The organism is Streptomyces mutomycini, from assembly GCF_001700505.1.
Taxonomy (GTDB): domain Bacteria; phylum Actinomycetota; class Actinomycetes; order Streptomycetales; family Streptomycetaceae; genus Streptomyces; species Streptomyces mutomycini.
This window is the reverse complement of the sequence record NZ_MAPV01000128.1, coordinates 1-12,181: the sequence shown is the minus strand read 5'-3', so window position 1 is coordinate 12,181 and position 12,181 is coordinate 1. Positions and strand designations below refer to the sequence as shown.

General features: G+C 69.2%; 9 protein-coding genes and 3 tRNA genes. 5 read left to right on the top strand and 7 right to left on the bottom strand.

From position 1 onward, the window contains the following. Window positions 1–5: 5 nt before the first annotated feature. On the top strand, window positions 6–1,079 hold the full coding sequence (purM, locus tag BFF76_RS19000; protein WP_031097366.1) for a phosphoribosylformylglycinamidine cyclo-ligase: 1,074 nt from the start codon (window positions 6–8) through the stop codon (window positions 1,077–1,079). A gap of 183 nt (window positions 1,080–1,262) precedes the next feature. Here the strand turns inward: purM and BFF76_RS18995 are convergent, their stop codons facing one another. Both BFF76_RS18995 and BFF76_RS18990 read right to left on the bottom strand, forming a co-directional pair. Then, on the bottom strand, window positions 1,263–1,520 hold the full coding sequence (locus tag BFF76_RS18995) for a DUF3073 domain-containing protein (protein ID WP_031097368.1): 258 nt from the start codon (window positions 1,518–1,520) through the stop codon (window positions 1,263–1,265). Window positions 1,521–1,877: 357 nt separating this feature from the next. Then, window positions 1,878–2,969, bottom strand: coding sequence for a Leu/Phe/Val dehydrogenase (locus tag BFF76_RS18990; protein WP_053929658.1), 1,092 nt, complete (start codon window positions 2,967–2,969; stop codon window positions 1,878–1,880). A gap of 184 nt (window positions 2,970–3,153) precedes the next feature. Between BFF76_RS18990 and BFF76_RS18985 the strand changes: the two genes are divergently transcribed. Both BFF76_RS18985 and bldC read left to right on the top strand, forming a co-directional pair. Beyond that, window positions 3,154–3,993 carry a DUF8083 family protein gene (locus tag BFF76_RS18985; protein WP_031097371.1) on the top strand — a complete coding sequence of 280 codons (840 nt, stop codon included), beginning with the start codon at window positions 3,154–3,156 and terminating at the stop codon, window positions 3,991–3,993. Between the two features lie 660 nt (window positions 3,994–4,653). After that, window positions 4,654–4,860 (top strand): developmental transcriptional regulator BldC, encoded by a 207-nt coding sequence (gene bldC / locus BFF76_RS18980; RefSeq protein WP_003949541.1) that lies wholly within the window; start codon window positions 4,654–4,656, stop codon window positions 4,858–4,860. Between the two features lie 581 nt (window positions 4,861–5,441). Here bldC and BFF76_RS31470 read toward each other — a convergent pair. From BFF76_RS31470 to hrpA, 3 genes are all read right to left on the bottom strand, one after another. Beyond that, complete coding sequence (locus BFF76_RS31470) at window positions 5,442–5,801, bottom strand: DUF6274 family protein (RefSeq protein WP_079122418.1); 360 nt, start codon at window positions 5,799–5,801, stop codon at window positions 5,442–5,444. Window positions 5,802–5,940: 139 nt separating this feature from the next. Then, window positions 5,941–6,015: transfer RNA gene (locus BFF76_RS18975), tRNA-Asp, on the bottom strand. Window positions 6,016–6,131: 116 nt separating this feature from the next. Then, window positions 6,132–10,064, bottom strand: coding sequence for an ATP-dependent RNA helicase HrpA (gene hrpA / locus BFF76_RS18970; protein ID WP_053929624.1), 3,933 nt, complete (start codon window positions 10,062–10,064; stop codon window positions 6,132–6,134). Between the two features lie 229 nt (window positions 10,065–10,293). On the opposite strand from hrpA, the gene BFF76_RS18965 reads away from it, so the two are divergent. Together BFF76_RS18965 and BFF76_RS18960 are read left to right on the top strand one after the other, a co-directional pair. Then, window positions 10,294–11,070, top strand: a complete 777-nt coding sequence (locus BFF76_RS18965; protein ID WP_065848691.1) for a DsbA family protein — start codon at window positions 10,294–10,296, stop codon at window positions 11,068–11,070. Beyond that, window positions 11,067–11,894: a cytochrome c biogenesis CcdA family protein gene (locus tag BFF76_RS18960; protein ID WP_053929626.1), complete on the top strand. Its 828-nt coding sequence runs from the start codon at window positions 11,067–11,069 to the stop codon at window positions 11,892–11,894. Before BFF76_RS18965 ends, BFF76_RS18960 begins: the two co-directional genes overlap by 4 nt. A 73-nt stretch (window positions 11,895–11,967) precedes the next feature. Here the strand turns inward: BFF76_RS18960 and BFF76_RS18955 are convergent. After that, window positions 11,968–12,044, bottom strand: a tRNA-Phe gene (locus BFF76_RS18955). A gap of 22 nt (window positions 12,045–12,066) precedes the next feature. Then, window positions 12,067–12,141 (bottom strand) — tRNA-Asp (locus BFF76_RS18950). Window positions 12,142–12,181: the final 40 nt, after the last annotated feature.

Sequence of the window (12,181 nt, the reverse complement as noted above, 5' to 3'; positions counted from 1 at the left end):
GGGCAATGTCTGAGACAACTGGTGCTTCCTACGCTGCGGCGGGCGTCGACATCGAAGCCGGTGACCGCGCCGTCGAGCTGATGAAGGAGTGGGTGAAGAAGACGCAGCGCCCCGAGGTCGCGGGTCTCGGCGGCCTCGGCGGATTCGCCGGCCTCTTCGACGCCTCGGCGTTTCTGCGTTACGAGCGCCCGCTGCTCGCCTCAGCCACGGACGGCGTCGGCACGAAGGTCGACCTGGCCCGTCAGATGGGCGTGTACGACACCATCGGTCACGACCTCGTCGGCATGGTCGTCGACGACCTGGTCGTCTGCGGCGCGGAGCCGCTGTTCATGACCGACTACATCTGTGTCGGCAAGGTGCATCCCGAGCGTGTCGCTGCCATCGTGAAGGGCATCGCCGAAGGCTGCGTCCTGGCGGGCTGCGCCCTGGTCGGCGGCGAGACCGCCGAGCACCCGGGCCTGCTGGGCCCGGACGACTTCGACGTCGCGGGTGCCGGTACGGGTGTGGTCGAGGCCGACCGTCTGCTGGGCCCGGACCGTATCCGTAAGGGGGACGCCGTGATCGCGATGGCGTCGTCCGGACTTCACTCGAACGGGTACTCGCTCGTGCGCCACGTGGTCTTCGACCGGGCGGGCTGGACCCTGGACCGACAGGTCGAGGAGTTCGGCAGGACGCTCGGCGAGGAGCTCCTGGAGCCGACCAGGATCTACTCCCTGGACTGCCTGGCACTCACCCGCACGACCGAGGTGCACGGCTTCAGCCACGTCACCGGCGGTGGCCTGGCCAACAACCTGGCCCGGGTGATCCCCGACGCGCTGCACGCCACGGTCGACCGCTCCACCTGGGCGCCCGGTGCCGTCTTCGACCTGGTCGGCAAGGCCGGGCAGGTCGAGCAGCTTGAGCTGGAGAAGACGCTCAACATGGGTGTCGGCATGATCGCGGTCGTGCCGGCCGACTCGGTGGACGCGGCTCTCACGACGCTGGCCGACCGGGGTGTCGATTCCTGGGTCGCCGGCGAGATCACCGAGCGCGGCGATCACGCCACGGGTGCTGAGCTGACCGGCAGCTACGCACGGTAGAACGCCGTCCTGACCGGCGGTCCGGCACACCGCAGGGCCGCCGGTCGGTGCCACCCGGCGGGTCGTCGGTGAGCATGCCCGTTCCGTTCGGAGCGGAACAGCGCAGAACCGGGCAGCATGGAAAAGAACAGCACAAAACCCGGTCCGGGCAGGCCCGGACCGGGTTCATGTGTCAGCGCGAGGTCAAGCGCCGCGGCGCTGTGACGACGGACCGGACTGGCCGTCCTCGTCCGCGTCCTCGTCGTCGTTGTACAGATCCGCGTACTGTGCGTACGGGTCATCTTCCTCGTCGTCGTCCTCGAACGGCTCGGCGTTCGGTGGTTGACTCGAAGGCGATGCGCCCAGCTCATTGGCCAGACGCGACAGGTCAGTCCCGCCGCTGCTGTACTTCAGCTGGCGGGCGACCTTTGTCTGCTTGGCCTTTGCCCGGCCGCGCCCCATGGCTCGACCCCCTCGGTGACGGGGCTCGACGGCCCCAGAGTCTTGACACGCGTTCATGTTTCAGGACGGACTCTCAAGTGAGAGACCGCGCCCGTGGCTTTAACGGTACCTGCTTCCTCGGCCATACGGTACGCCGCCCGCACCACGCGCCTCCGTGCAGGACCGCAGAGGAGCCCGTCCTCGCTGGTCAAGCCCGATTTTAACCTCTTCTGGACGGCCGACCCGCCGACCGGAGTGAGTCTTGTCTCCCTGGCCCCGCGGGGGGCCGCCGGCCGCCTTCCGCCCCGTGGGGCGGGGCCTCCGCCGCCGGGCTGACCGCACAGCCCGGTGACGGAGGCCCGACACTGCGGTGACGTGTCAGTGACGGCGGGCGTCCGCCATCCGCTGTTCGGCGATGCGGTCGGCCGCCGCCGCCGGCGGAATCCCGTCCGCCTTCGCACGTGCGAATATGGCCAGCGTGGTGTCGAAGATCTTCGTGGCTTTGGCCTTGCACCGGTCGAAGTCGAAACCGTGCAGCTCGTCGGCGACCTGGATCACGCCACCGGCGTTCACCACGTAGTCCGGGGCGTACAGGATCGACCGGTCGGCCAGGTCCTTCTCGACACCCGGGTGTGCCAGCTGGTTGTTGGCCGCGCCGCACACCACCTTGGCGGTGAGCGCGGGAACGCTCTCGTCGTTCAGGGCGCCGCCGAGCGCGCACGGGGCGTAGATGTCGAGCCCCTCGGTGCGGATCAGAGCGTCCGTGTCCGCGGCCACGGTGATGTCGGGGTACAGCTCGGTGATCGTGCGTACGGATTCCTCGCGCACATCCGTCACGACGACCTCGGCACCGTCGCTGAGCAGGTGTGCGACGAGGTGGCGGCCGACCTTGCCGACCCCGGCAACGCCGACCTTGCGGCCGCGCAGCGTGGGGTCGCCCCACATGTGCTGGGCGGAGGCCCGCATCCCCTGGAAGACGCCGAACGCGGTGAGGACGGAGGAGTCGCCCGCGCCGCCGTTCTCGGGGGACCGGCCGGTGGTCCAGCGGCACTCCCCGGCGACGACGTCCATGTCCGCGACATAGGTGCCGACGTCGCACGCGGTCACGTAGCGCCCGCCGAGCGACGCCACGAAGCGGCCGTAGGCCAGGAGCAGTGCCTCGGTCTTGATCAGCTCCGGGTCGCCGATGATCACGGCCTTGCCGCCGCCGTGGTCGAGGCCGGCCATGGCGTTCTTGTACGACATGCCGCGCGACAGGTTCAGCGCGTCCGCGATCGCTTCCTCTTCGGAGGCGTACGGGTAGAAGCGGGTCCCGCCGAGGGCCGGGCCCAGAGCGGTGGAGTGCAGGGCGATGACGGCCTTGAGGCCGCTGGCGCGGTCCTGGCAGATCACCACCTGCTCGTGGCCACCCTGATCGGAGTGGAACAGGGTGTGCATTACATCGGCAGGTACACCAGGTACGCCGGTCACATCGGTCACTGTGGTGACTCCCAAGTACGAAGCGGCGGAGAACCCTCCTGAAGGTGGGGAGGGTCCGGACGGAACGGCACCAGCCGGTCCGGTCTGGCAAGAGCGTAAGTCCTCGTGACACGTAGATCTGTTCCCCTGACCGGGATCACCCCCCTGTGGAGTACCGGCGTGACACGATTTACGCATGTCGGTGGTGTCTTCGGTGCTCGTCCCTTACGCGTCCTACCTGCGGGTGTACGAACCGCTCGCCGCCTTCCGTGAACCCGAGCGGGGGCACTGGACGCGTTACGCGCAGCGCCCGGTGCTCCCCACGGCCCAGGACGAACTGCGCCGCTCGCTGGCGGACTTGGTGCCGACGCCTCCGGTGGCGGTCCCGGTGCACGAGAGCGCGGACGCCTTCGTCGCGGTGGTCGACGGGGTGATCTGCGTCTGTCCGTGGCGGACCCGGATGCGGGGCTGGCTGGCGCTGGGTGAACTGGGGGGTCTGTTTCCGGCCACCGTGCTGGACGCGGTGCTGCCCGCGGTGGTGCGGGGGCAGGCGGCGGCCGACCACGAGCGATGGGCCGAGCGGAATCCGGACGCCCGGCCCTGGATCCGGACCACGGTGTGGCATGTGCCGGTGCGCTGGTTCGTCCTGTTCGACGACGAGGAGCGGGAGTACGTCGTCGGCGCAGACGGAGGCCGGCTGCTGCGCTACAGGACCCCGATGGTGCAGGCTCGGCGCAGGCTGGCGAGGGCGCTGCGGACGCTGCGGGAGACCGTCGACGAAGGACCGCTGACCGAGGGGCTCGTCGAGGTGGGGCGCTGGCTGGAGGAGTTCCATCCGCGCGGCATGGTCGAGCTGGACTACGGCGGCCTGGTCCACGCACTGAGCGACGAGCAGCTCGCCGCGGACCGGTCGGCGGCGGATGTGGCCGAGGGCATCGAGGCGCTGCGTTCCGGCGACAGCGATGCGGCGGGTGTCGCGTACGGGCGCCTCGCCGACCGTTGGCGGGCGGTGCGTGACCTACAATCCTCCAACTAGCCCGAACCGGTGTGAATTGGAACGCACCGTCGCATAGAGGGGCTATCGCCAGGGAATAGACATCCTGTGAGGTGTCCGACATCCGGGGGCGCCCAGAGAGCCCGGCGGAGGTGAACGGGGATGCACTGAGGGGACTTGACGGGCTGTGAACCGGTTCCGGATGTGATGCGTGTGACAGGTGGGGCAGGATGCCGCTCGCGTGGTCCGGGACCTACGTCCCGAACCGGGCCTTTGCCTCAAGCGTGACGGACAGCACTTACGGGGCCCTTGCGCCCTTCCCTACTCCTCATGCCAAAATAGGACAAGGAGTTCGGGGAGGACTCTGTCCGCCCAACTATGGGTGGACTGCTCAGTATTGCGAGCTATGGGGGGTCTGATGACTTCTGACGACTCCTGGTTGTCCTGTGACTGATCGTTACTGGTGCGTGACTGTCCGCTATGGCATGGTCCATCGGCTTCCGTCGCTGATGAACACCTGGGAGGGCAATTCCATCGGTTTGGCCGACGTGGCTGGACTGATGGTGTAGTTGTAGTGCCGAGGACAAGCCGTTCGTCCTATAACCGACTCGGCCCGCGTCTGCCATTCCGGGCAACGCGGGTCAAGGTGCAGAATTTAGAGGAAAGAACCGAGAATGTTCGGTTCTCCCGAGGAGGCCGCTCATGACCGCTCGCACCCCTGATGCCGAGCCGCTGCTGACCCCGGCTGAGGTTGCCACGATGTTCCGCGTGGACCCGAAGACGGTCACTCGCTGGGCAAAGGCGGGCAAGCTCACGTCCATCCGCACGCTCGGTGGGCATCGCCGGTACCGCGAGGCAGAGGTCCGCGCACTGCTTGCGGGTATTCCGCAGCAGCGCAGCGAGGCCTGACACACCCCTGTCGCCGCAGCCACAACAACAGGGCACTGACGGGTCCCCCAGCCCCCGGTGGCCCCACACATAGCACTGCACGACGGGCGCCCGCCCCAACGGGCACCGAACCTGTGACATGCGGGTACGTCGTTCGATCGCGCTGGACTCCGCCGGGTCCAGCGCGATCTTTTTGTGCCCGGGAGGAGCGGGGGCGGTCCGGCAGGGGTCCACATGGCGTGTGCGGAGCTGCCCAGAGGGTCCCCTTCGCCGGCGTGTGCAGAGCTGCCCGAGGGTGCCCGAATGGCCTGAGCGGCTGCCTGAACCAGCCGACGGGTCGGTTTGTGTGGGGTCGCGTGTGAGTGCGCGCGGGCCTGTTCGGGGCTGTTCGCCCGGGTCCCGGGTGTCGTGGGGCAGCTCGGGTGGAACGGTCCGGGATGTACTTCCGAGGTGGTGCAATTGCACATATTAAATTCGGCAGTTGTAGGGAGTGCGTAAGATCCCCCCTGCGAAAAACTGTTGTGGTGACTCCCGTCACACCGGTGAACTCTTGCCAACTACGAGCCTGCCACTGCGAGGGGGCGCCCGGCTGCGGCAGATGGTCATGTCGCGGAAGGACTTTCGCCCCCGGGGTGACCCCGCGGGTGGTCCCCGGCCCGCTCTGTACGGCGGTCCGCGCCGGCCCCGTCGTCGGCCGCCGCAGGCCGGGTAGCAGGGGGCGCCGCTCCGGCGCCCCTCGCGGGGGTGTCGGTGGCGGCCCCAGGGGCCGGCGGCGGCTCGGCCGCGGCTTCGGCATCCCGGGGCGCGTACGGCCCCTGTGGGGCCGTCAGGGGCTCCATGGCGAGTCGCAGCAGGCGGTAGCAGATCGGGCAGTGCGGGGTGAGGTGGCGGTAGCCGGACGCGGCCGCCAGGTGGGCGCGCAGCAGCGCGCGGGTCTCGTGCCGTGCCGTGGGCGCAGACATGCGTGCGGCCTCCCGGTGGACCCGGCCGCCCCGCGAGGGAACAGGGACGGACTCCGTCCTACGGAGTTACCCGCGGCAGGGGGCGGGAGTCAAGACGCATGAAAGCCCGGATCCAGGGGATCCGGGCTTTCATCTACTGCGGTCCTGACGGGATTTGAACCCGCGGCCTCCACCTTGACAGGGTGGCGAGCACTCCAAACTGCTCCACAGGACCTCGTTTTCGCTTCCTGCCTCGCGGCTGGCTGCGAAGACAGACTCTACAGGAGGTCTGCGGGCCAGGTCGAACTCACTCACCGTGCGGGTGTCATTACGGCACCGTGGGGGGCGGGTTCACGGAGCAGCCGCGTCGATGGCCTTCACGATCCGCTTGTCCGAGACCGGCTGGGCGGTGCCCAGCGCGTGCGCGAAATAGCTCACCCGCAGCTCCTCGATCATCCAGCTGATGTCCAGGACCTCCTGCGGCACGGGCCGCCCCTGCGGCAGCTGTTCGAGCAGCCAGGCGTACTCGTCCTGCATCTCGTGGACCTTCTCCATGCGCGTGGTGTCGCGCTGGACGTTCGTCGGCATCTGCTGGAGCCTGCGGTCCGCGGCGACCAGGTAGCGCATCAGGTCGGGCAGTCTGCGCAGCCCGGTCGCGGTGACGAACCCGGGCGGCACGAGGCGGGCCAGGTGGTCCCGTACGTCCGTCACGTTGTTGATCAGGACCAGGCTGTTCGTCGACTTCAGCCGTCGCTCGCAGGCCTGCCAGGCGGCCAGGATCTGCTGCACCTGGCCGATCGTGCGGACGGTGAGGTCCACGAGGTCGGCGCGCACCTTGTCGTAAAGCTTCCGGAACGAGGCCTCGTCCCAGGCCGGCCCGCCGTGCGCGGCGATGAGCCGGTCTGCGGCCGCCGTCGCGCAGTCGTCGAACAGCGCCTGGATGGAACCGTGCGGATTGCGGGACAGCGCCAGCTTCTGCTGGTTGGTGAGCTTGTCCGAGGCGAACTTGGCCGGGTTCACCGGGATGTTCAGCAGGATCAGCCTCCGGGTGCCCCGCCACATCGCCTGCTGCTGCTCGGCCTGCGTGTCGAAGAGCCGTACGGCGACGGTCGTGCCCTGGTCGACGAGTGCCGGGTAGGCCTTCACCGGCTGCCCGGCCCTCCGGGTCTCGAAGATCCGGTCAAGGGTGCCGATGGTCCAGTCCGTGAGGCCCGAACGCTCGATGGACTCGCCCGAGGGGCCCGCAGTGGCCGCCGCGGCTTTGGAGAGGGCCTGACGGGCCTTCGGGCGCAGCTGGATCTTCAGCGCCTCCAGGTCCTTGTCCTCGGCGACCTTGCGGCGCCGTTCGTCGGTGATCCGGAAGGTGATCTTCAGGTGGTCCGGGACCCGGGACAGGTCGAAGTCGTCGGCCGTGACCGGGACGCCGACCATCCGCTGGAGCTCACGGGCGAGTGTGAACGGCAGGGGCTCCTGGAGCGGGACGGCCCGGTCGAGGAACTTGTCCGCGTAGTTCGGTGCCGGGACGTAGTGCCGGCGGATCGGCTTGGGCAGCGAGCGGATCAGCTCGGTGACCACCTCCTCGCGCAGGCCCGGAATCTGCCAGTCGAAGCCCTCGGAGGTGACCTGGTTGAGCACCTGGAGCGGGATGTGGACGGTCACGCCGTCGGCGTCCGCGCCCGGCTCGAACTGGTAGGTCACCCGGAACTTGAGCTTTCCCTGCCGCCAGGAGTCGGGGTAGTCGTCCTTGGTGACCGCCGAGGCCTTCTCGTTGATGAGCATGGAACGCTCGAAGTCGAGCGCGTCCGGCTCGTCGCGGCGCTTGTGCTTCCACCAGGAGTCGAAGTGCGCCCCGGAGACGATGTGCTCCGGAATCCGCTGGTCGTAGAAGTCGAAAAGCGTCTCGTCGTCCACGAGGATGTCGCGGCGCCGGGCGCGGTGCTCCAGCTCCTCGACCTCGCCGAGCAGTTTGCGGTTGTCGTGGAAGAACTGGTGGTGCGTGCGCCAGTCGCCCTCGACCAGAGCGTTGCGGATGAACAGATCGCGCGACGCCTCCTGGTCGATGCGGCCGAAATTGATCTTGCGCTGGGCAACGATCGGTACCCCGTAGAGCGTGACCCGTTCGTACGCCATCACCGCGGCCTGGTCCTTCTCCCAGTGCGGTTCGCTGTAGGTCCGCTTCAGCAGGTGCTGGGCGAGTGGCTCGATCCACTCCGGCTCGACCTTCGCGTTGACCCGCGCCCACAGCCGGGACGTCTCGACCAGCTCGGCCGACATGACGAAGCGCGGCTGCTTCTTGAACAGCGCGGAGCCGGGAAAGACCGCGAACTTGGCGCTGCGGGCGCCCAGGTACTCGTTCTTCTCCGTGTCCTTCAGCCCGATGTGCGAGAGCAGCCCCGCCAGCAGCGAGGTGTGGACCGCCTGCTCGGGCACACCCTCGTCGGCCTTGGGCTCCTCGACGGTGATGCCCATCTGCTTGGCGACCGTACGGAGTTGTGTGTAGATGTCCTGCCACTCACGGATCCGCAGGAAGTTCAGGTACTCCTGCTTGCACATCCGGCGGAACGAGGACGAGCCCCGCTCCTTCTGCTGCTCGCGGATGTAGCGCCAGAGATTCAGGTATGCCAGGAAGTCGGACGTCTCGTCCTTGAACCGGGCATGGTTCTGGTCGGCCTGCGTCTGCTTCTCCGAGGGCCGCTCGCGCGGGTCCTGGATGGAGAGCGCCGCGGCGATGACCATGACCTCACGGGCGCAGCCGTTGCGGTCGGCCTCGATGACCATGCGGGCCAGGCGCGGGTCCACGGGCAACTGGGAGAGCTTGCGGCCCAGCGGGGTGAGGCTCTTGTGCGCGTCCTTCTCCTGCGGGTCCAGCGCGCCGAGCTCCTGGAGCAGCTGCACGCCGTCGCGGATGTTGCGGTGGTCCGGCGGGTCGATGAAGGGGAACTTCTCGATGTCGCCGAGGCCGGCCGCGGTCATCTGGAGGATGACGGAGGCGAGGTTGGTCCGCAGGATCTCGGGGTCGGTGAACTCCGGGCGGGTCAGGAAGTCGTCCTCGGAGTACAGCCGGATGCAGATGCCGTCCGAAGTACGGCCGCAGCGGCCCTTGCGCTGGTTGGCGCTGGCCTGCGAGATCCGCTCGATCGGCAGCCGCTGGACCTTGGTGCGGTGGCTGTAGCGCGAGATGCGGGCGTTGCCCGGGTCGATCACGTACTTGATGCCGGGGACGGTCAGCGAGGTCTCGGCTACGTTCGTCGCGAGGACGATGCGGCGTCCCGTGTGGCGCTGGAACACGCGGTTCTGCTCGGCGTGCGAGAGGCGTGCGTAGAGGGGGAGCACCTCGGTGTGTCTGAGGTTGCGTTTGTTCAGGGCGTCCGCGGTGTCGCGGATCTCCCGCTCCCCGGACAGGAAGACCAGGACGTCGCCCGGGGCCTCGCCCGACAGCTCGTCCACCGCGTCGCAGATCGCGGTGATCTGGTCCCGGTCGGAGTCCTCGGCGTCTTCCTCCAGGAGGGGGCGGTAGCGGACCTCCACGGGATACGTCCGCCCGCTGACCTCCACGATCGGCGCCTCGCCGAAGTGCTGGGCGAAGCGCTCCGGGTCGATGGTCGCCGAGGTGATGACGACCTTCAGATCGGGGCGCCTGGGCAGCAGCCGGGCCAGGTAGCCCAGCAGGAAGTCGATGTTCAGCGACCGCTCGTGGGCCTCGTCGATGATGATCGTGTCGTAGGCGAGGAGTTCACGGTCCGTCTGGATCTCGGCCAGCAGGATGCCGTCCGTCATCAGCTTCACGAAGGTCGCGTCCGGGTTCACCTGGTCGGTGAAGCGGACCTTCCAGCCGACGGCCTCGCCCAGCGGGGTCTTCAGCTCGTCGGCCACCCGCTCGGCGACCGTACGGGCCGCGATCCGGCGGGGCTGGGTGTGCCCGATCATGCCCCGGACGCCGCGCCCCAGCTCCATGCAGATCTTGGGGATCTGCGTGGTCTTGCCCGAGCCGGTCTCACCGGCGACGATCACGACCTGGTGGTCGCGTATCGCCTCCAGGATCTCGTCCTTCTTCTGGCTGACCGGAAGCTGCTCCGGGTACGACAGGGCGGGCATCCGCGCGGCGCGTCCTGCGAGCCGCTCGGCTGCCTTCCCGGCCTCGGCCGAGATCTCGTCCAGCACGGACTGGCGGGCCTCGGGCTTGCGGATGCGGCGGGCACCCTCGAGACGACGGCCGAGCCGGTGCGCGTCGCGGAGCGGGAGCTGCCCGAGCTGGGACTGGAGATCGGCGAAGGAAGTAGACATACGGACCCCAGGATCTCACCCGGGCACGAGGAGTGGCGAACGTATTTCGTCCGTGCCGCGTCACACCCCTCACGAGGAGCGGCCCTGCGGCGGCCCCCGGTGACCGAACGGGAGCGGGTGCTCACAGGACGTACCATTCCGGGCAGCTGATCACCTGTCACTGTACGAGGCGTATCCCGCTCGTCCGGCCGCAGACCCCGCTCGTCCCCGTACCCGCACGGAGCTCCGCATGCCCTCGCCCCCTCGCCCCTCGCCCGCCGCGAAGAAGCCGTCCTCCACGACGAAGCCGGTGCTTCTCGGCCTCGTCGTGCTTCTCGCGGCCGGTCTGCTCGGCTTCGTCTCCTACCGGGCGACCGCCCCGGACCCCGCCTCCGACACCCCGGCCTCCGCCACGACCGCCGGAGCGGACTCGGACGTCTACCGGGAGCTGGCGGAACTCGCCCGTCGCGACGCCGGCGACAAGCTGGCACAGGGCCGCACCGACGCCCCGGTCGTCCTCATCGAGTTCGCCGACTTCCAGTGCGGTTACTGCGGGAAGTTCGCCCGGGACACCGAACCCGAACTGATCAAGAGGTACGTCGCCGACGGCACCCTGCGCATCGAGTGGCGCAATTTCCCGCTCTTCGGCGAGGCGTCCGAGGCAGCGGCCCGCGCCTCCTGGGCGGCAGGCCGGCAGGACCGCTTCTGGCCCTTCCACCGGGCCGCCTACGCCGAGGACGCCAAGGAGAAGGGCTTCGGCAAGGACCGCCTCAGGGCTCTCGCCCAGCAGGCGGGTGTGAAGGACCTCGACCGCTTCGCGCGCGACACCGACAGCGCGGCGGCGACCGAAGCGGTCCGCGAGGACCGGGAACAGGCCTACGGGATCGGAGCGACGTCCACCCCGTCCTTCCTCATCAACGGCCGCCCCCTGGCCGGAGCCCAGCCCCTGGCCGTGTTCACCCAGGCCATCGAGGCCGCGGCGGCGGAGGAAGCGAATGTCAAAAACGCCGGGGAACCCGCCGAGTGACCCCGGACATCGGCTACTTCGCCGCCCTGCTCGGTGGGCTGCTGGCCCTCGTCAGCCCGTGCAGCGCCCTGCTGCTGCCGGCCTTCTTCGCGTACTCGGTGGACTCCGCCGCACGGCTCCTCGCGCGTACGGGCATCTTCTACGCCGGTCTCGCCACGACCCTCGTCCCGCTCGGGGCCGCGGGCTCCTATGCCGGCCGGCTCTTCTACGGGCACCGTGACGCGCTCGTCCTCGGTGCGGGCTGGCTGATCATCGGGCTCGGAGTCGCCCAGATCGCCGGGCTGGGCTTCGCCTCCCGGCGGATCGCCGCCCTCAGCGGCCGGATCCGGCCCACGACCGCCCTCTCCGTCTACGCCCTGGGCGCGGTCTACGGGCTGGCGGGCTTCTGCGCGGGCCCGATCCTCGGCAGTGTCCTCACTGTGGCGGCCGTCAGCGGCAGCCCCGTCTACGGCGGACTGCTGCTCGCCGTCTACGCGCTGGGCATGGCCGCCCCGCTCTTCGTGCTCGCCGCGCTCTGGGAACGCTTCGACCTCGGCCGCCGGGCCTGGCTGCGCGGCAGGCCGCTGCGTGCCGGCCGCTTCGAACTGCACAGCACCTCGCTGCTCTCCGGCCTCTTCTTCATCGGGCTGGGAGTGCTCTTCCTCGTGTACGACGGGGCGACCGCGCTGCCCGGACTCCTCGACGTGGACGACTCGTTCGCCGTCGAGCAGTGGGCCCGGCGGCTCGGCGAGCGGGTGCCGGACGGTGCGGCGCTGACAGTCCTGGCGGCGGTGGTGCTGCTCGGACTGGCCGTGCAGGCGGTGCGGCGGCGGCGTAACGGCTGAGCGGAAGGGGGATGCGGCAGGGGATACGACAGGGGACACGACGAAAGCCCCGTCCGTGGACGGGGCTTTCGGGTGGTGGCTGGGGCCGGGATCGAACCGGCGACCTATCGCTTTTCAGGCGATCGCTCGTACCAACTGAGCTACCCAGCCACGCAGCTCATACGGGCTGCAGCGGTCCTGACGGGATTTGAACCCGCGGCCTCCACCTTGACAGGGTGGCGAGCACTCCAAACTGCTCCACAGGACCAAGCTAGTGTGCGAGACAAGTCTCGCACACTAGCTTGGTC